This window comes from Streptomyces sp. NPDC107517, assembly GCF_055582645.1.
The window spans coordinates 1-17,544 of record NZ_JBVJPM010000015.1 but is presented as its reverse complement, the minus strand read 5'-3'; the positions used below and the strand labels follow the sequence as shown (position 1 = coordinate 17,544).

Annotated in this window: 18 protein-coding genes; 9 read left to right on the top strand and 9 right to left on the bottom strand. The window is 70.2% G+C overall.

Annotation, left to right across the window (positions count from 1 at the left end; genetic code table 11):
* Nucleotides 1–36 precede the first annotated feature (36 nt).
* Together ACZ67T_RS29615 and ACZ67T_RS29610 are read left to right on the top strand one after the other, a co-directional pair.
* Nucleotides 37–1,251, top strand: coding sequence for a sensor histidine kinase (locus ACZ67T_RS29615; protein ID WP_469988061.1), 1,215 nt, complete (start codon nucleotides 37–39; stop codon nucleotides 1,249–1,251).
* A gap of 65 nt (nucleotides 1,252–1,316) precedes the next feature.
* Entirely contained in the window at nucleotides 1,317–1,928 is a 612-nt protein-coding gene (locus ACZ67T_RS29610) for a response regulator (RefSeq protein WP_469988205.1), read from the top strand.
* Between the two features lie 97 nt (nucleotides 1,929–2,025).
* On the opposite strand, the gene ACZ67T_RS29605 is transcribed toward ACZ67T_RS29610, so the two are convergent.
* From ACZ67T_RS29605 to ACZ67T_RS29585, 5 genes are read right to left on the bottom strand one after another with little or no spacing between them, the layout of a single operon-like run.
* Nucleotides 2,026–3,012 (bottom strand): dihydrodipicolinate synthase family protein, encoded by a 987-nt coding sequence (locus tag ACZ67T_RS29605; protein ID WP_469988060.1) that lies wholly within the window; start codon nucleotides 3,010–3,012, stop codon nucleotides 2,026–2,028.
* Nucleotides 3,009–4,013 (bottom strand): oligopeptide/dipeptide ABC transporter ATP-binding protein, encoded by a 1,005-nt coding sequence (locus ACZ67T_RS29600; protein WP_469988059.1) that lies wholly within the window; start codon nucleotides 4,011–4,013, stop codon nucleotides 3,009–3,011. Before ACZ67T_RS29600 ends, ACZ67T_RS29605 begins: the two co-directional genes overlap by 4 nt.
* Nucleotides 4,010–5,998, bottom strand: a complete 1,989-nt coding sequence (locus tag ACZ67T_RS29595) for a dipeptide/oligopeptide/nickel ABC transporter permease/ATP-binding protein (RefSeq protein ID WP_469988058.1) — start codon at nucleotides 5,996–5,998, stop codon at nucleotides 4,010–4,012. Before ACZ67T_RS29595 ends, ACZ67T_RS29600 begins: the two co-directional genes overlap by 4 nt.
* On the bottom strand, nucleotides 5,999–6,961 hold the full coding sequence (locus ACZ67T_RS29590) for an ABC transporter permease (protein WP_326778679.1): 963 nt from the start codon (nucleotides 6,959–6,961) through the stop codon (nucleotides 5,999–6,001).
* 30 nt (nucleotides 6,962–6,991) lie between these two features.
* The gene (locus ACZ67T_RS29585) at nucleotides 6,992–8,614 is read right to left on the bottom strand and encodes an ABC transporter substrate-binding protein (protein ID WP_469988057.1); all 1,623 of its coding nucleotides are present in this window, start codon (nucleotides 8,612–8,614) and stop codon (nucleotides 6,992–6,994) included.
* A 194-nt stretch (nucleotides 8,615–8,808) separates the two neighbouring features.
* Here ACZ67T_RS29585 and ACZ67T_RS29580 point away from each other — a divergent pair, with 194 nt between their 5' ends.
* The 5 genes from ACZ67T_RS29580 to ACZ67T_RS29560 all read left to right on the top strand — a co-directional run bounded on the left by ACZ67T_RS29580 (nucleotide 8,809) and on the right by ACZ67T_RS29560 (nucleotide 11,973).
* The gene (locus ACZ67T_RS29580; protein WP_469988056.1) at nucleotides 8,809–9,552 is read left to right on the top strand and encodes a FadR/GntR family transcriptional regulator; all 744 of its coding nucleotides are present in this window, start codon (nucleotides 8,809–8,811) and stop codon (nucleotides 9,550–9,552) included.
* A 402-nt stretch (nucleotides 9,553–9,954) separates the two neighbouring features.
* Nucleotides 9,955–10,170: a hypothetical protein gene (locus ACZ67T_RS29575; RefSeq protein ID WP_376256022.1), complete on the top strand. Its 216-nt coding sequence runs from the start codon at nucleotides 9,955–9,957 to the stop codon at nucleotides 10,168–10,170.
* Nucleotides 10,171–10,250: 80 nt separating this feature from the next.
* A complete protein-coding gene (locus ACZ67T_RS29570) occupies nucleotides 10,251–10,382 on the top strand; it encodes a hypothetical protein (RefSeq protein ID WP_469988055.1) in 132 nt (43 codons plus the stop codon).
* Nucleotides 10,379–11,128 carry a DNA repair protein RecO gene (gene recO, locus ACZ67T_RS29565; RefSeq protein ID WP_116513067.1) on the top strand — a complete coding sequence of 250 codons (750 nt, stop codon included), beginning with the start codon at nucleotides 10,379–10,381 and terminating at the stop codon, nucleotides 11,126–11,128. The genes ACZ67T_RS29570 and recO overlap by 4 nt, the downstream gene beginning before the upstream one ends.
* Nucleotides 11,129–11,151: 23 nt before the next feature.
* Nucleotides 11,152–11,973 (top strand): isoprenyl transferase, encoded by an 822-nt coding sequence (locus ACZ67T_RS29560; RefSeq protein ID WP_100594284.1) that lies wholly within the window; start codon nucleotides 11,152–11,154, stop codon nucleotides 11,971–11,973.
* Between the two features lie 61 nt (nucleotides 11,974–12,034).
* Here ACZ67T_RS29560 and ACZ67T_RS29555 read toward each other — a convergent pair whose 3' ends face one another.
* From ACZ67T_RS29555 to ACZ67T_RS29540, 4 genes are read right to left on the bottom strand one after another with little or no spacing between them, the layout of a single operon-like run.
* The gene (locus tag ACZ67T_RS29555; RefSeq protein ID WP_469988204.1) at nucleotides 12,035–12,490 is read right to left on the bottom strand and encodes a Fur family transcriptional regulator; all 456 of its coding nucleotides are present in this window, start codon (nucleotides 12,488–12,490) and stop codon (nucleotides 12,035–12,037) included.
* A gap of 17 nt (nucleotides 12,491–12,507) precedes the next feature.
* On the bottom strand, nucleotides 12,508–13,404 hold the full coding sequence (locus ACZ67T_RS29550; protein ID WP_469988054.1) for a metal ABC transporter permease: 897 nt from the start codon (nucleotides 13,402–13,404) through the stop codon (nucleotides 12,508–12,510).
* A gap of 1 nt (nucleotide 13,405) precedes the next feature.
* Nucleotides 13,406–14,188 (bottom strand): metal ABC transporter ATP-binding protein, encoded by a 783-nt coding sequence (locus ACZ67T_RS29545; RefSeq protein WP_469988053.1) that lies wholly within the window; start codon nucleotides 14,186–14,188, stop codon nucleotides 13,406–13,408.
* A gap of 17 nt (nucleotides 14,189–14,205) precedes the next feature.
* Entirely contained in the window at nucleotides 14,206–15,162 is a 957-nt protein-coding gene (locus ACZ67T_RS29540; protein WP_469988052.1) for a metal ABC transporter substrate-binding protein, read from the bottom strand.
* A gap of 197 nt (nucleotides 15,163–15,359) precedes the next feature.
* Between ACZ67T_RS29540 and ACZ67T_RS29535 the strand changes: the two genes are divergently transcribed.
* Nucleotides 15,360–16,742 carry a glycine--tRNA ligase gene (locus ACZ67T_RS29535; protein WP_100594288.1) on the top strand — a complete coding sequence of 461 codons (1,383 nt, stop codon included), beginning with the start codon at nucleotides 15,360–15,362 and terminating at the stop codon, nucleotides 16,740–16,742.
* A gap of 218 nt (nucleotides 16,743–16,960) precedes the next feature.
* Nucleotides 16,961–17,179, top strand: coding sequence for a hypothetical protein (locus ACZ67T_RS29530; RefSeq protein ID WP_469988051.1), 219 nt, complete (start codon nucleotides 16,961–16,963; stop codon nucleotides 17,177–17,179).
* Nucleotides 17,180–17,544: the final 365 nt, after the last annotated feature.

Sequence of the window (17,544 nt, the reverse complement as noted above, 5' to 3'; positions counted from 1 at the left end):
GGCGTCCTCCGCGCCCTTCTGACGGAAGATGAACCGGTGGACGTCAAACACATCCTGGTCCCGGGCCTCGGCCGGCGCGACGTCAGCGCCGCCCGGACCCTGCTCGAGGACGCGCTCCTGGCCGCCGCCGCGGCGGTCGCCGCCGTCGTGATCGCCCTCACCACGAGCGGCAACGGCCGTCACCCCGACGCGCTCGGCTGGGCCCTGCTCCTGGCCGCGCACGTCCCGTCGGCGTTCCGGCGGCGGGCGCCGGTGCGGGCGTTCCTCGGCCTCGTCGTCTGCGTCGCCCCGTACCACGCGCTCGACTACAACCACACGGCGCCGATGGCCGTCTCCATGACCGCCCTCTACACGATCGCCGCGACGGGGCGTCCCCTGCGCACCCTGTTCCTCGGCGCCGGCGTCCTCGGCATCATGCTCGGCGTCAAGTTCGGCGAGGGCATGAACGAGGGCACGGAGGCGCTGCGGATCTCCGGCTGGATCGTCGCGTTCCTCCTGGTCGGCGTCATCGTCCGCGTCCACCGCCAGTACGTCGCCTCGGTCGTGGAACGCGCCGAGCGGGCCGAACGGACCCGCGAGGAGGAGGCGCGGCGCCGGGTCGCGGAGGAGCGGCTGCGCGTCGCCCGCGACCTGCACGACCTGCTCGCCCACAGCATCACCCTCGTCGGCGTCCAGACGTCGGTGGCCGCCCACGTCCTGCAGGCCGACCCGGAGCGCCTGGACCGCGCCGCCGTGGCCAAGGCGCTCGACGACATCGCCGAGACCTGCCGCACCGCGCGCGGCGAACTGCGCGCCACCCTCGAAGTGCTGCGCGCCGGCCCCGACGACAGCCGCGGCCCGCTCCCCGGGCTCGACGGACTGCCCGGCCTCGCCGAGGCCGCCCGCACCGCCGGAGCCACCGTCGACCTGTCCGTCGAGAACATGGAGGCACCGCCCGCCGTGGGCGCCGCGGCCTACCGCATCGTGCAAGAGGCCCTCACCAACGCCGTCCGGCACGGCGGCCCCGGACTCACCGTCCGCGTCGGCATCCGCAGCCTCGGCGACGCCCTCCACCTGCGCGTCGCCGACGACGGCACACCACCGCCCTCGTCACCGCCCTCTTCCTCGCCCGAGCCCGACCGGCCCCCGGGCTTCGGCCTGCTCGGCATGCGCGAGCGGGCCCGCAGCGTCGGCGGCACCCTCGACGCCGGGCCGCGCGCGCAGGGCGGCTTCGAAGTCGCGGCGGTTCTGCCGACCGGGGGACACCCGTGACCGAGCCCCAGCCCGTGCGCGTACTCCTCGCCGACGACCAGACCCTCGTACGGGCCGCGTTCGCGATGCTCGTCGAGTCCGCGCCCGACATGGAGGTCGTCGGCGAGGCCGGCACCGGCCGCGAGGCCGTGGAGCAGGCCCGCGCCCGCCGCGCCGACCTGATCGTCATGGACATCCGCATGCCCGACCTCGACGGCATCGAGGCGACCCGCCTGCTCGCCGCCGACGAGGACCTCGCGGGCGTCAAGGTCCTGATGCTGACGACGTACGACACCGACGAACACGTCGTCGAGGCGCTGCGGGCGGGCGCGTCCGGATTCCTCGTCAAGGACACCAGGCCCGCCGAACTCCTCGACGCCATCCGCACCGTCGCCGCCGGCGAGTCCCTGCTCTCGCCCGGCCCCACGGCCCGGCTCATCGCCCGCGTCCTGCGCTCCCCGGCCGAACCCGGCCCCGTCCCGCCCGGTCTCGCCGCGCTCACCGGCCGCGAGCGCCAGGTCCTGACCCTCGTGGCGCGCGGCCTCACCAACACGGAGGCCGCCGACGTCCTCGGCCTCAGCCCGCTCACGGTGAAGACGCACGTGAGCCGCATCATGGGCAAGCTGGGCGCGCGCGACAGGGCCCAACTCGTCATCGTGGCCTACGAGTCGGGCCTCGTCGAGCCGGGCAGCGCCTGACCGTCCGCGCCACAGGGGACCAGCCGCCGCGTCACAGCGGACCAGCCGCCGCGTCACAGGGGACCCGCCGCCGCGTCACAGGGGACCCGCCGCCGCGCTACAGCAGACCGGCCGCCGCGAGGAACTTCCCCACCCGCTCGATCTCCTCCGCGGACAGCGGGATCTGCGGTTCTGCCGTCACCGGGCAGTCGATCACGCCCCGCAGATACAGGGCCGCCTTGAACGCCCCGAGCGCGGACGAACTCCCGCCCATCCGCGCCGGATCCCCCACCCGCACCATCCGGAACAGCGCACACAGCCGCTCCTGCTCGATCCGTGCCCGCTCCCGGTCACCGGCCCGGCAGTACGCGTACAGCCGCGCGTACCCGGCCGGATCGACGTTGCCGAGACCCGGCACCACCCCGTCCGCGCCCATCGCGAGCGCCGAGTCCACGGTCAGCTCCGACCCGGTCAGGACGCTGAACCCCGTGATGTCGGCGCGGGAGCGCGCCCCGATGAGGACCTCGCGGAACGCGCCCTCGTCACCGCTGGAGTCCTTCAGGCCGGCGAGCGTCCCGTCGGCGGCCAGATCGAGCACGAGGTCCGCGCCCAGCTTGGAGTGCACCGACGCCGGGAGGTCGTAGGCGAAGACCGGCCGGCCGCAGCGCTGGGCCAGGAGCCGGAAGTGGCGGGCGATCTCGGCCGGGTGGGTGCGCGTGTAGAACGGCGCCGTCGCGACGATCGCGTCCGCGCCGGCCTCCGCCGCCGTACGGGCGTGGTCGAGGACGCGCAGCGTCGCCATGTCGATCGCCCCGGCAAGGACGGGCAGCCGGCCGGCGACATGACCGACGACGGTGTCGAGGACCACTTTGCGGTGCCGGTCGGGCAGGAAGGCCGCCTCGCTCGTCGAGCCGAGCACGAAGAGCCCGTCGACACCACCCGCGACGAGGTGGTCGACAAGGCGTACGAGGGAAGCGACGTCCACCTCGTTGTCCGGGGTCAGGGGCGTGCAGACGGGCGGGACGACTCCGGTCAGCAAGGGCAGGGGCGCGGAGCGCGGCCTTGAAAGGGCGGAGGCGGGAGGAGGGTGGGCGGGTCCTGTCATGAGACCTCCTGGACGAGTTCGTGCGTGGACTGGCCCTCGCGCACCGGATGGTGGCAGCGGAACCGCAGCCCGTCACCGCCCGCCTCGAACTCCGGCATCGCCTCCGCGCACACCGCGTCTGCCTTCCAGCACCGCGTACGGAACGGGCAGCCGCTCGGCGGATGCGTCGCCGACGGCACCGGGCCGACCAGCGGAATCGGGTCGATCGGGTCGAGCAGCCCGGGGGTCGCCGAGAACAGCGCGCGGGTGTACGGGTGCCTGGCCCGGTCGAGCACGTCCTCGGACGGTGACTCCTCCACGATCCGGCCCAGATACATCGTGATCACACGGTCGCTCATGCGCCGCACGGTCTGGATGTCGTGGGAGACGAACACGAGGGCGAGACCGAGGCGTTCCTTCAGGTCGAGCAGCAGATTCAGGATCTGCGCCCGCACCGACACGTCGAGCGCGCTCGTCGGCTCGTCCGCCACGACCAGGGCGGGTTCGAGGGCGAGGGCGCGGGCGATGGCCACGCGCTGGCGCTGCCCGCCCGACAACTGCCCGGGCAGTGCCCCGGCGAGCGCGCCCGGCAGCCCGACCAGGGACATCAGCTCCCGCACGCGCTCCTCGCGCGCGGCGGGCGTGCCACGGTGGTGGACGTCGAGGGGGTCGCGCAGGATCTGGCGGACGGTCAGGCGCCGGTTCAGGGCGGTCGACGGGTCCTGGAAGATCATGCCGACGCCCTCGCCGACGGCGGCGCGCCGCTCGCCCGGCTTCATGGTCCACAGGTCGCGGCCGTCCACGACGACCGTGCCGGACGTCGGGCGCTGCACCCCCACGAGGACCTTGGCGAGCGTCGACTTGCCGCAGCCGGACTCGCCGACCACGCCGACCGTCTCGCCGGGCGCCACGGACAGGTCGGCGCCGGTGAGGGCGTACACCCGGTCGCGGGCGAACAGGCCGCCGGAGCGGGCCCGGTGCACCACATGGGTGTCCCTCAACTCGACCACGGGATCGGTCACTTGACAGCCTCGCTTCCCCGGGGAGCCGGAACCGTGGGCGGCGGGACCACCGCCGGATGGTGACAGGCCGACGCATGCCGTCGGCCGCCGAGCAGATCGGGCGCCGTCGTCCGGCACACCTCGCTCGCCATCGGGCACCGGTCGGCGAACCGGCAGCCCGCCGGGAAGTCGGCCGGCGACGGCACGACACCCCGGATCTGCGTCAGCCGGTCCGCCGCCGTCTCCAGCGAGAGGACCGAGCCGAGCAGCCCGCGCGTGTAGTGGTGGGTGGGCGCCTCGACGAGATCCGCCGTCACGCCCGTCTCCACGATCTGCCCGCCGTACATCACGACCACCCGGTCCGTGACGTCGGCGACGAGCGCCAGGTCGTGCGAGACGAGGATCAGTGCGAAGCCCAGCTCCTCGCGCAGCCCCAGCAGCAGCTCGATGACCTGCGCCTGCACGGTCACGTCGAGCGCCGTCGTCGGCTCGTCGGCGACGACCAGCTTCGGGCTGCGCGACAGGGCCATCGCGATCAGGACGCGCTGGCGCTGGCCGCCCGACAGCTCGTGCGGGTAGCTGCGCAGGGTCCGCTCGGGGTCGAGGCCGACGAGGGAGAGCAGCTCGGCCGGGGTGCGCCGGCCACCGCGGCGTACGACTTGCTTGAGCTGGGAGCGCACGGTCATCGCCGGGTTCAGCGAGGACAGGGCGTCCTGGTAGATCATCGCCATGTCGTGGCCGAGGAGGCGGCGCCTGGACCCCATCGAGCGGCCGATCAGTTCCTGGCCGTCGAAGGTGACCCGGCCGCGGATCCGCGCGCCCTTGGGTTCGAGCCCCATCACGGTCAGCGCGGTCAGCGACTTGCCGCACCCCGACTCGCCGACCAGGCCGAGCACTTCACCGGGGCGTACGTCGAAGGTGATGCCGTCGACGATGTCCACGCCGCCGTGCCGCGCGTCGAAGCCGATGGCGAGATCGGTGACCTGGAGGACGGGGTCGCCCTCGGGCAGGGGCCGGGCGCGGGACCTCAGCCGGGCGGCGGCCTCGGTGAGTCCGGGCAGTTCGAGGGCGGTGCCGCTGCCGGGCTTCGGCGCTTCGAGGCGGTCCGCCTCCGCGCCGGACACGTCACGCGCGGCGGGCGCCGCCCACGCGTCGGACACGCCCTCGGACAGGATGTTGAGCGCCAGCACGGTGAGCAGCATCAGCAGGCCGGGGAAGACGGTCGCCCACCAGCCCCCGATCAGGACCATGTTCTTGCCGTCCGCGATGACACTGCCCCACGACGGGTCGGGCGGCCGGACCCCCGCCCCGATGAACGACAGCGACGCCTCGAAGACGATGGCCTCCGCGACCTGCACCGTGCAGAACACCAGCACGGGCGCCGCGCAGTTGACCGCGACGTGCCGCAGCACGATGTGCGGCGTCCGCGCCCCGATCACCCGCTCCGCCGTCACATAGTCCTCGCCGTACTGGTCGAGCACGTTGGCCCGTACGACCCGGGCGACCGGTGGGGTGAACAGGAACGCGATCGCGCAGATCAGTACGGGGATGCCGCCGCCGAACACGGCGACGAGGACCGCCGCCAGAGCGATCCCGGGGAACGCCATCACGACATCGAGGCAGCGCATCAGCGTCTCGTCGACTGCCTTGCGCGACGTCGCCGCGATCGCGCCGAGCACCGCGCCCACCACGAGCGCGAGCAGCGTCGCGCCGAGCCCGATGGCCAGCGACCAGCGCGCCCCGTACATCAGCCGGCTGAGGATGTCGCGGCCCAGGCTGTCCTGGCCCATCCAGTGGCTGCCCGACGGATGCCCGGTGCCGTCGGTCTGCGACTGCTGGTCGAGCGGGTCGTGCGGTGCGAGCAGCGGCGCGAACAGCGCCATGAGGACGACGACACCGATCACGGCGACCGCGATCCGGGACAGGACGGGCAGCCGGCGCAGGGACCGCAGCCGGATGCCCGGCCGGGACAGCGCCTCGGCGAGCGCTTTACGGGAGGTGACCATCTAGCTCTGCGCCCCCCTGAGCCGCGGGTTGACCATCAGATACAGGATGTCGATGGCGAGGTTCACGACGACGAACCCGACGGCCGTCGTCAGGACGACGCCCTGGACGACCGCCGGGTCACCGTTCTTCACCGCGTCGATCATCAGCTTCCCCATCCCCGGCAGGGAGAAGATCGTCTCCGTGACGACCGCCCCGCCCAGCAGATAGCCGACCCGCAGTCCGAGCACGGTCAGCGGATTGATCAGGGCGTTGCGCAGCACGTTGCGCCCCACCACGACGACCGGCGGAAGACCACTGCCGATCGCCGTACGGACGTAGTCCTTGTCCAGCTCCTCGACCACCGCCGTACGCACGATGCGCGTCAGCTGCGCAGCGACCGGCAGGGACAGCGAGAGCGCCGGGAGTGTCATGCACTTGAGCCAGCCGGTGAAGGAGTCCGCCGGGTTGATGTAGCCGCCCGTCGGGAACCAGCCCTGCCCGACCGCCAGGTACTGGATCATCAGCAGCGCCAGCCAGAACCCGGGCGCCGCAACCCCTGTCAGCGACACGACACGGATGACCTGGTCGAGGAGCCGGTCGCGGTGGATGGCCGCCGTGACACCGAGCACCAGGGACACGACGACCGCGACCGCGAGGCCGAGGAACGTCAGTTGGAGGGTCAGCGGCAGCGCGGTGGTCACCTGGTCGACCACCGGCTGCCGGGTCAGGGCGCTGACGCCCATGTCGCCCCGGACGAGATCGCCCACGAAGTGGAAGTAGCGCACGGGCAGCGGATCGAGCAGCCCGTTGCGCTCCCGGAAGTCGTGCAGCTGCTGAGGCGTCGGATTGGCGCCCTGGAAGAACGCCGACGCCGGATCACTGTCCGAGAACCGCATCACGAGAAACACGAACAGGACGATGCCGAGCAGCAGCGGCACGAGCAGGACCAGGCGGCGGGCCAGAATTCTGGCGATCACGACCACGGGCACGAACTCCCTTGCGAGAAAGCCGCGTTACGCGGGCTTGGCCTTGAGCACGTTGATCCCGGGGTAGGGCTGCGCCTGCACGCCCGTGATCTTCTTCGGGTCCCAGGCCGTCATCAGCTCGTTGTGCACGACCGGGTAGAGCACGGCCTGCTCGGCGACGATGTCGATGTACTCCTGGATCATCGTCTTCTTCTTCGCCGGGTCCGGCTCGCGCGTGGCCTGGTCCATCAGCTTGAAGAGGTTCTTGGCGTCGGAGCTGCCGGCCCAGCGCGCGTAGCCCATCCACAGGTTCGAGGGGCCGTAGTTGTAATGCATGATCAGGTCGGCGTCGAGCCCGAACTGGTTGGGGTTCGAGGCGGCCGCCACGATCTGGTAGTCCTTCTTCTGGTCCATCTTGGTGAAGACGGCCGTGGTCTCCTGCGGGTCGAGCGTCGTCTTCACGCCGATCGCGTCCCACGACGCCTTGATCGTCGGCAGACAGTCCATGATCCACGACACGTTGACGGACATCAGGGAGACCGAGAGCCCGCTGACTCCGGCGTCCTTGAGGAGCTTCTTCGCCTTCTCGGGGTCGTAGTCGTACACCGTCTTCGCCGGCCGGTGGTCGGGGTTGCCCTCGTTCAGGAACGAACTCGAGGCCTTCCCGTGCCCCTTGAGCGCCACCTCGATCATCTTCTGCTTGTCGATGGCGTAGTGCAGGGCCTGGCGCACCCGCACGTCGTCGAAGGGCTTGTGCGCGGTGTTGAACATCAGGAAGAGGTTGTTCATCCCGGCCCCGCCCTCGACGGTGAGGCCGCCCTTCTTCAGCTGGGCGATGTTCGCGTACGGGATGTTGTCCGCGATCTGGGCGTCCGCGCTGCCACCGGAGATCTTCGCGACGCGGGGCGCCGCGTCCACGATGGTCAGCCAGTTCATCTTCTTGAACGACGCCTTGCGCGGCCCGTTGTAGTCCGCGAACGCCTCGAACGTCGTGTTCGTCTTCGGCTGGTGCGAGGTCTGCCGGTACGGGCCCGAGCCCACGGCCTTGCCCTTGGTCGCGTCGTCCCACGCGCCCGGCTTCGAGAACACGTGCTTCGGCATGATCTTGGCGAGGGTCAGCCGCGCGGCCCCGTCGGGGAACGGGAACTTGAGGACGAGCTCGACGGAGTCGTCGCCCGTCTTCCTGACCTCCTTGAGCCAGCTCTCGAAGAACCCCTTGGCCAGCGACTGCGTGCCCGGGTCCAGGATCCGGTCGAAGACGAACACGACGTCGTCCGCCGTGACGGGCTTGCCGTCGTGCCACTTCGCGCCCGCGCGCAGGGTGAACTTCCAGGAGGTGGTGGCCAGTTCGGCGTCCGTCGGCACCTTCGTGGCGAGCGCCGCGTACGGCTCGCGCGTGATCGGGTCGGTGTCGAGGAGGCCCTCGTAGATGTGCTGGTTGCCGGCCATGGCGAAGGCCGACGCGGTCTGCGTCGGGTCCCAGCTTCCGTCGTTGCCGTACCCGATGACCGCGGTCAGCGAGGATCCGCCGCCCTTGCCGCCGCCCGTGTCGTTGGTGGACTTCGGCCCGGACGAACAGGCCGACAGGGAGGTGGAGATGGCAGCGGCCGCGCCGAGGGCGCCGGTGTACTTGAGGAAGGATCGGCGGCCGGTCGGCTCGTGGTCGCTCATGGTGCCTCCAGAGAGGGAGATGCGCGGGAGATCCAACGTCCTACGTCTTGGTAGCGACGTGACCATAAGAGCGCCGGGAGGGCCGGTCAAGAGATCGCGCAGAGAAGCCCGGAGGGAAGCCCGGAGAGCTCCAAACGCCGGGCGGGAAGAAGTTTGGTCCCGACATGGGACGTGGGACGTCTGCTGCGCCTACGATGCGGCGCATGTCTGAGGACCCCAGGAATCCGGCGATCCGGCACCGCCGCGTCAGCCAGCAGGTCCAGCGCGCGGTCACACAGCTCATCCTGGACAGAGGGCTGCGGCCCGGCGAACTGCTGCCCACCGAGGCCGAGTTGATGGAATCGCTCGGCGTCAGCAGAAACTCCGTACGCGAGTCCCTCAAGGCACTCCAGGCACTCGACATCGTCGAGATCAGACACGGCTACGGCACCTACGTCGGCCAGGCCTCCCTCACCCCGCTCGCCGACGGCCTCACCTTCCGCACCCTGCTGCGCCCCGCCGACGACGCGCACGCCCTCGCCGAGATCCTCCAGGTCCGCGAGATCCTCGAGGAAGGCCTGATCCGCAGGGTCGCCGCGGCCCCGCTCCCACCGGAGATCCTCGACCGGCTCGACGACATCCTCCGGAAGATGGCCGCCGCGGGCCGGGTCGACGAGCCCTTCGCCGACCTCGACCGGGACTTCCACGAGACCCTCTACCGCTCGCTGGGCAACGAGCTGATCCCGCAGCTCCTCGGCGCGTTCTGGAACGTCTTCGACCGCGTCGCCGGCGCGCGCTCCTGGTCCAGCGACCCCGACCCCGACGTCACCGTCAGCCGCCACCGCGACATCGTCACCGCCCTGCGCGCCCAGGACGCCGTCGGCGCGCAGCGGGCCATGGCCCATCACTTCCGGGGCATCGAGGCACGCGCGGAACAGGAGACGAGAGGCGTCGAGTGAGCGCGCTGGATTTCTGTGGAGTTACGCGGGCACATTCCCCCGGCTTCACACAGGATCGAGCATCCCGTTCTGAATAGGGTGTTCGAATTCGCCCTCGCTGCATAGAGCCCAGAGGTCGTTCCCACTCTAATTGGCGCGCGTACCCGCCGGGGCGGGAAGCGTGAAATCCGACAGCGGCGGGGAGCCACCTGACGTGGGCGGAACGGCGGCCCGGCATCCGATCGGAGGTGCGGGAAGGGCCGGGTGAATACGCGCGCCGGAGGTCGGGAATTGCCTCTCGTGTCACGTCGCTGACGATTCAGCGCCACGTCCCGTGTCTGCTCGTGGAATGGGGCCGTTGTTTCGGTTGACGCCGCCGCCCGCCGGGAAACGCACGGAACGTATGGACAGGAGCCAACGCCGATGAAGCCGCCAATCGGTTCTTACGCCGTCGACATCAGCACCGGACAGGTGGGCCGGGTCATGGGGCACGAGGGTCCGTACGTACAGCTGCGGCCCTTCGGAGGCGGCCGCGAATGGGACTGCGCTCCGGACACGGTGCGAGTGGCTACGACTTCCGAGCGGCTGCGGGCGGCGACGGCCTATGCGAACGCGAGGAGCCGCGGCGAGGTCACCTGACTCCACCTCGGAAGGCCCCTCGACCGCCCCCTTCGTAGGTCCCTGGCCCCCACCCCTTCGGCGTAGGCGAGAATAGGCGCATGAGCCTGTTCCGCGACGACGGCATCGTGCTGCGCACCCAGCGGCTGGGTGAAGCGGACCGCATCATGCTGTGTTCTTCCGGGGCGCGACCCCCGTACCCCCGGCCGGGCACCCGTGGCGGTGCGCGATGAGCCTGTTCCGCGACGACGGCATCGTGCTGCGCACCCAGAAACTGGGCGAAGCCGACCGCATCATCACGCTGCTCACTCGCAATCACGGGCGCGTGCGCGCCGTGGCACGCGGTGTGCGGCGGACCAAGTCCAAGTTCGGGGCGCGGCTCGAGCCCTTCTCACACGTCGACGTGCAGTTCTTCGCCCGGGGCAGCGAGCTGATCGGGCGCGGGCTGCCCCTGTGCACCCAGAGCGAGACCATCGCCCCCTACGGCGGCGGCATCGTCAGCGACTACGCCCGCTACACCGCCGGCACCGCCATGCTGGAGACCGCGGAACGCTTCACGGACCACGAGGGCGAGCCGGCCGTCCAGCAGTACCTCCTCCTGGTCGGCGGACTGCGGACCCTCTCCAGGGGCGAGCACGAACCCCACCTCGTCCTCGACGCCTTCCTGCTGCGCTCCCTCGCCGTGAACGGCTACGCCCCGAGTTTCGGCGACTGCGCGAAGTGCGGCCTCCCGGGCCCCAACCGGTTCTTCTCCGTCGGCGCGGGCGGCTCGGTTTGCGTCGACTGCCGGGTACCGGGCAGCGTCGTACCCTCACCGCAGGCCCTCGTCCTCCTCGGTGCGCTCCTGACCGGCGACTGGGAGACGGCGGACGCGTGCGAGGCACGCTTCGTCAGAGAGGGCAGCGGACTGGTGTCGGCGTATCTGCACTGGCACCTGGAGCGCGGACTGCGCTCCCTGCGTTACGTAGAGAAAAGCTAGAACTGAGCTAGGGGAGAGCCCACATGGCACGTCGCGGAATCCTCGGACGGTCCCGCCGTGAGTACAAGACGCCCGAACCGCACCCGACGGGCGCGCGGCCGCCGAAGATCCCCGGCGAGCTGGTACCCGAGCACGTCGCCATCGTCATGGACGGCAACGGCCGGTGGGCGAAGGAGCGCGGACTGCCGCGCACGGAGGGCCACAAGGTCGGCGCCGAGCGGGTCATGGACGTTCTCCAGGGCGCGATCGAGATGGGTGTCGGCGCGATCTCGCTCTACGCCTTCTCCACGGAGAACTGGAAGCGCTCACCCGACGAGGTCCGCTTCCTCATGAACTTCAACCGCGACTTCATCCGCAAGACCCGCGACCAGCTCGACGAGCTGGGCGTACGGGTGCGCTGGGTGGGCCGCATGCCCAAGCTGTGGAAGTCGGTCGCCCAGGAGCTGGAGATCTCCCAGGAGCAGACCAAGGGGAACGACAAGCTGACCCTGTACTTCTGCATGAACTACGGCGGCCGCGCCGAGATCGCCGACGCCGCGCAGGCCATCGCCGAGGACGTGAAGGCGGGCCGCCTCGACCCGTCGAAGGTGAGCGAGAAGACCTTCGCGAAGTACCTCTACTACCCGGACATGCCGGACGTCGACCTGTTCCTGCGCCCCAGCGGCGAGCAGCGCACCTCCAACTACCTGCTGTGGCAGAGCGCTTACGCCGAAATGGTCTTCCAGGACGTCCTGTGGCCCGACTTCGACCGCCGTGACCTGTGGCGCGCCTGCCTCGAGTACGCCTCCCGGGACCGCCGCTTCGGCGGCGCCATCCCGAACGAGGAACAGATCGCCAACAGCTGATCAAACTGCTGTGGGGGGTACTCGGAAGTACCCCCCACAGCACGCGAAAGAAGAACGGCGCTCAGCTCTCCGCGGCGGCCCGCGCGCACTCCGCGCACGTACCGAAGATCTCCACCGTGTGCGCCACGTTCACATACCCGTGCTCCGCGGCGATCGCCTCGGCCCACTTCTCCACGGCCGGCCCCTCGACCTCGACCGCCTTGCCGCACACCCGGCACACCAGGTGATGGTGGTGCTCACCGCTGGAGCAGCGCCGGTAGACGGCCTCGCCGTCCGACGTGCGCAGGACATCGACCTCGCCCGCGTCGGCGAGGGACTGCAGGGTGCGGTAGACGGTCGTCAGACCCACCGAGTCACCCTTGTGCTTGAGGACGTCGTGGAGCTCCTGGGCACTGCGGAACTCGTCCACCTCGTCGAGCGCCGCCGCCACGGCCGCACGCTGGCGGGTCGACCTGCCTCGAACCGGGGCTCCCACTGTTGCCTCCTCGGATTTACTGCCGGCGGCCCATTGTGCCAGGCCGCGCGGTGCCCGGGTCAGACCTTGACCCCGGCCTGACCGGGGATCCGGCCCGGAATCGCGCACTCCGCCGGGTCACCGGCAGCGCTCGCCGCCGCCCGCGCCCTGCGCCTGGCCAGCGGCGTGGCGATCAGGCTGAAGACGATGAACACCGCGATGGTCAGCAGCACGATCGTCGCGCCGGGCGGGATCTCGACGTAGTAGTTGGTGATGGTGCCGCCCAGCGTAGTGGTGACGCCGATCGCCACGGCGATCGCGAACGTCGCCGCGAAGCTCCGCGTCAGCTGCTGCGCCGCCGCCACCGGGACCACCATCAGCGCCGACACCAGGAGCAGGCCCACTACGCGCATCGCGACGGTGACGGTAGCCGCGGCGGTCACCGCGACGAGCAGGTTCAGGACGCGCACCGGCAGGCCGGTGACCCGGGCGAACTCCTCGTCCTGGCTGACCGCGAACAACTGCCGGCGCAGACCGATCGTGACCAGGGCGACGAACCCGGCGAGGACACAGATCGCCACGAGGTCGCTCTGCGAGACGGTCGACAGCGAACCGAAGAGATAGCTCTGCAGATTCGCCGTGGAGCCGCCGGGGGCGAGGTTGATCAGCATCACGCCGCCCGCCATACCCCCGTAGAAGAGCATCGCGAGCGCGATGTCGCCGCGCGTCTTCCCGTACCAGCGGATCAGCTCCATGATCACCACGCCGACCACGGAGACGGCCATCGCCATCCACACGGGCGACGTGGAGAGCAGGAAGCCGAGGCCGACGCCCGTCATCGCGACATGGCCGATGCCGTCACCCATCAGGGCCTGCCTGCGCTGGACGAGATAGATGCCGATCGCGGGGGCGGTGATGCCCACCAGGACCGCGGCGAGCAGGGCCCGCTGCATGAAGGCGGAGTCGAGGAATTCCATGTCAGCTCAGCAGTCCTGTGCGTACGGGGGTGAGATCCGAGGTGTGCGGGTGGACGTGGTCGTGGCCGGGCAGCGCGTGCTGGCCCACCGCCTCGGGCGGCGGTCCGTCGTGCAGGACACAGCCGTCGCGCAGCACGACCGCACGGTCGATCAGCGGCTCCAGCGGGCCCAGCTCATGCAGGACGAGCAGCACGGACGCACCGGCCTCGACCTGCGCCCGCAGCGTCTTCGCGAGGATCTCCTGGCTCGCCAGGTCGACGCCCGCCATCGGCTCGTCCATGATCAGCAGCTCGGGCTCGGAGGCCAGGGCGCGCGCGATCAGCACGCGCTGGTGCTGGCCGCCGGAGAGCGCGTCCACCGAGTCCTTGGCACGGTCGGCCATCCCGACCAGGTCCAGCGCCCGGCGCACCGCCTCGCGGTCCGCCCTGCGCAGCAGACCGAAGCGCGCCCGCGACAGACGGCCCGAGGACACGACCTCGGTGACCGTGGCCGGCACACCGCCCGCGGCGGTCGTCCGCTGCGGCACGTACCCGACCCGCGCCCAGTCCCGGAACCGCCGCCGGGGCGTACCGAAGATCTCGACCTCGCCGCCGCTGACCGGCACCTGCCCGATCACCGTACGGACGGCCGTCGACTTGCCCGAACCATTGGCGCCGAGCAGGGCCACGACCTCACCGCGGCGCACGGTCAGATCGATGCCGCGCAGCACGGGACGCGAGCCGAGCTCGGCCGTCACGCTGCGCAGGGCTATGACGGGCTCGCCGGCCTTCACCGATGCGTCCATGCCGCTGTCCTCCGTGGTCACTTGGCGCCGAGCGCCGTCTGCAGGGCCTTCAGATTCGAATCCATCACCTGGATGTAGTCGTCGCCCTTGGACTTGTCCGTGATGCCCTCGAGCGGGTCGAGCACATCGGTCTCGAGACGCGCGTCGCCCGCGAGGGTCTTCGCCGTCCTGTCGCTGACGAGCGTCTCGTAGAAGATCGTGGTCACCCCGTCGGCCTTCGCCATGCTCTGGAGATCCTTCACGCGCGCCGCGCTGGGCTCGCTCTCCGGGTCGAGACCGCTGATGGCCTCCTCGGTGAGCCCGTACCGCTCGGCCAGATAGCCGAAGGCCGCATGGGTCGTGATGAACACCTTCGAGTCGGTGTTCTTCAGCCCGTCCTCGAACCGGGTGTTCAGCCCGTCGAGCTTGCCGACCAGCGCCGTGGTGTTCTTCCTGTACGCCGCCGCGTGATCCGGGTCGGCCTTCTCGAAGGCCTTGCCCACACCCTCGGCGACCTCGGCGTACTTCACCGGGTCCAGCCAGATGTGCGGATCCCGGCCGCCCTCGCCGCCGTGCTCGTGGTCGTGCTCCTCGGCGTGCCCGCCGACCTCGGTGCCGTGCTTCTCCAGATGCGTCAGCGACGCGGCATCGACCTTGGTCCTGATCCCGGACTGCTGGATCGCATCGTCGACGGCCGGCTGGAGGCCCTTCAGATAGAGGGCGACACCCGCGTCCTGAAGCTGCGCGGTCTGCTTCGCGCTGAGCTCCAGGTCGTGCGGCTCCTGGCCGGGCTTGGTCAGATTGGTGACGGCGACGTGGTCCCCGCCGATCTGCTCCGCGAGGTACTGCATCGGATAGAACGACGCCACCACCGCCAGCTTGCCGTCGCTGTTCCTGCCGTCGCCCGAGGACGCGGAGCAGGCCGACAGGGCCGTGAGGCCGAGCACGGTGACGGAGGCCACGGCGGCGGTGGGTATGAGGCGTCGTACGTTCATGACAGTCATTTTCAACAAATCTGGAAACGGTTGTCAACAAGCTGTCTGCGCGATCACACCGAAACGGGCATCCCACCCCAGCCCGGGCTCCGGACCCCCAACCGATTTGATCCGGAGCCCCACGCCGCCGGTAACCTGAAGCATTCGCATTCGCTCTGAAGCAGCAGCTTCGTCGTCGTCGTAATGAAGAGAGCACCGTGGCCGCCGACAAGATCGACACCATCGTCAGCCTCAGCAAGCGCCGTGGCTTCGTCTACCCGTGCAGCGAGATCTACGGCGGCCAGCGCGCCGCCTGGGACTACGGGCCGCTGGGCGTCGAGCTGAAGGAAAACCTCAAGCGCCAGTGGTGGCGCTACATGGTCACTTCGCGCGAGGACGTCGTCGGTATCGACTCGTCCGTGATCCTGGCGACCGAGGTCTGGCAGGCCTCCGGTCACGTCGCCACGTTCACCGACCCGCTCACCGAGTGCACCTCCTGCCACAAGCGGTACCGCGCGGACCACCTGGAGGAGGCGTACGAGGCCAAGCACGGCAAGCTGCCGGAGAACGGCCTCACCGACCTCAACTGCCCCAACTGCGGCAACAAGGGCACCTTCACCGAGCCCAAGCAGTTCTCGGGCCTGCTCTCCACGCACCTCGGCCCCACGCAGGACAGCGGCTCCATCGCCTACCTGCGCCCCGAGACGGCCCAGGGCATCTTCACCAACTTCGCCAGCGTCCAGCAGACCTCGCGCCGCAAGCCGCCGTTCGGCATCGCCCAGATGGGCAAGAGCTTCCGCAACGAGATCACGCCCGGCAACTTCATCTTCCGCACCCGCGAGTTCGAGCAGATGGAGATGGAATTCTTCGTCAAGCCGGGCGAGGACGAGAAGTGGCAGGAGTACTGGATGGAGCAGCGCTGGAACTGGTACACCGGCCTCGGCATGCGCGAGGAGAACATGCGCTGGTTCGAGCACCCGGCGGAGAAGCTCTCCCACTACTCCAAGCGCACCGCTGACATCGAGTACCGGTTCCGCTTCGGCGGCAACGAGTGGGGCGAGCTCGAGGGCGTCGCCAACCGCACGGACTACGACCTCTCCGCGCACTCCAAGGCCTCCGGCCAGGACCTCTCCTACTTCGACCAAGAAGCCGGCGAGCGCTACACCCCGTACGTCATCGAGCCCGCCGCCGGTGTCGGCCGCTCCATGCTCGCCTTCATGCTCGACGCCTACGTCGAGGACGAGGCGCCCAACGCCAAGGGCAAGATGGAGAAGCGCACCGTCATGCGCTTCGACCACCGCCTCGCCCCGGTGAAGGTCGCGGTCCTCCCGCTCTCCCGCAACCCGGAGCTGTCCCCGAAGGCCAAGGGACTCGCCACCGCGCTGCGCCAGAACTGGAACATCGACTTCGACGACGCGGGCGCCATCGGCCGCCGCTACCGCCGCCAGGACGAGATCGGTACGCCGTACTGCGTCACCGTCGACTTCGACACCCTCGACGACAACGCCGTCACGGTCCGCGAGCGCGACACCATGAAGCAGGAGCGCGTCTCCCTCGACCAGATCGAGGGCTATCTGGCGACGCGCCTCGTCGGCTGCTGAACCCTGAGCTCAACCCAGGCCTGAACCCCTAAGGGGTCCCGCACCACAGAAGCGGCCCAGGAGCGTGCACATCGCGCTCCTGGGCCGCTTCCGTCGTTGCCGGGCACCGCGGACGCCGGCGAGACACACAACGCACCACAGAAACCCCCCTGTTGATATTGCTCTTGCTGCACACTCCTTGCGGAACGCGCGCCCACAGGGGCCGCGGAGGAGGCGTCATGCAGCCGAACACCACCACGAGCAAGGTCAGCCGCTGGGACCAGCACGGCCGGGAGCACACGGTGCGCGTACAGCTCTCGGGCCCGCGCCGCACCATCAGATGCGACACCTGTGGCTGGCGAAAACCGGCCCAGTTCCTGCCCTGGCTCAAGGCCGAGGAGCACCTCGCCGAGGAGCACCAGGCGACAGTGGACCCCTCGGCCCAGGGGCCCCAGTAGGACCGAATTGACACGGGGCCCGGAGATCTCTAGAGTCCTCCGAGTTGTCACCCGGCCAGTCGGCCCCGTGGCAGCGCCTCCGCCGCTCAAGCGGCACCCAAACAAGCAGCACGATCTCCCACCGGGAGCGAATTCGGCGCGCCCGAATTCAATTCACGGTGGACCCGGTGGCCCGATTAGGAACCGCCGGGGGAATCCGCTAAAGTTTGGGACGTCGGAACGGCCCAACGGCCGCAAAGACAAACCCCGCTGACCGGGAGTCAGGCCCGGAAGGATCTGATAGAGTCGGAACCGCCGGAAAGGGAAACGCGAAAAGCCGAAAGGCCGGAGCGGAAACCTGAAAGGCACCGAGGAAATCGGACACG

Bases quoted from the DNA above. Each gene is read 5' to 3' on its own strand.
- ACZ67T_RS29610 (WP_469988205.1), top strand. From the start codon at position 1,317: ATGCTCGTCGAGTCCGCGCCCGACATGGAGGTCGTCGGCGAGGCCGGC.
- ACZ67T_RS29605 (WP_469988060.1), bottom strand. From the start codon at position 3,012: ATGACAGGACCCGCCCACCCTCCTCCCGCCTCCGCCCTTTCAAGGCCG.
- ACZ67T_RS29595 (WP_469988058.1), bottom strand. From the start codon at position 5,998: ATGGTCACCTCCCGTAAAGCGCTCGCCGAGGCGCTGTCCCGGCCGGGC.
- ACZ67T_RS29585 (WP_469988057.1), bottom strand. From the start codon at position 8,614: ATGAGCGACCACGAGCCGACCGGCCGCCGATCCTTCCTCAAGTACACC.
- ACZ67T_RS29580 (WP_469988056.1), top strand. From the start codon at position 8,809: ATGCGGCGCATGTCTGAGGACCCCAGGAATCCGGCGATCCGGCACCGC.
- ACZ67T_RS29575 (WP_376256022.1), top strand. From the start codon at position 9,955: ATGAAGCCGCCAATCGGTTCTTACGCCGTCGACATCAGCACCGGACAG.
- ACZ67T_RS29570 (WP_469988055.1), top strand. From the start codon at position 10,251: ATGAGCCTGTTCCGCGACGACGGCATCGTGCTGCGCACCCAGCGGCTG.
- recO (WP_116513067.1), top strand. From the start codon at position 10,379: ATGAGCCTGTTCCGCGACGACGGCATCGTGCTGCGCACCCAGAAACTG.
- ACZ67T_RS29560 (WP_100594284.1), top strand. From the start codon at position 11,152: ATGGCACGTCGCGGAATCCTCGGACGGTCCCGCCGTGAGTACAAGACG.
- ACZ67T_RS29550 (WP_469988054.1), bottom strand. From the start codon at position 13,404: ATGGAATTCCTCGACTCCGCCTTCATGCAGCGGGCCCTGCTCGCCGCG.
- ACZ67T_RS29545 (WP_469988053.1), bottom strand. From the start codon at position 14,188: ATGGACGCATCGGTGAAGGCCGGCGAGCCCGTCATAGCCCTGCGCAGC.
- ACZ67T_RS29540 (WP_469988052.1), bottom strand. From the start codon at position 15,162: ATGAACGTACGACGCCTCATACCCACCGCCGCCGTGGCCTCCGTCACC.
- ACZ67T_RS29530 (WP_469988051.1), top strand. From the start codon at position 16,961: ATGCAGCCGAACACCACCACGAGCAAGGTCAGCCGCTGGGACCAGCAC.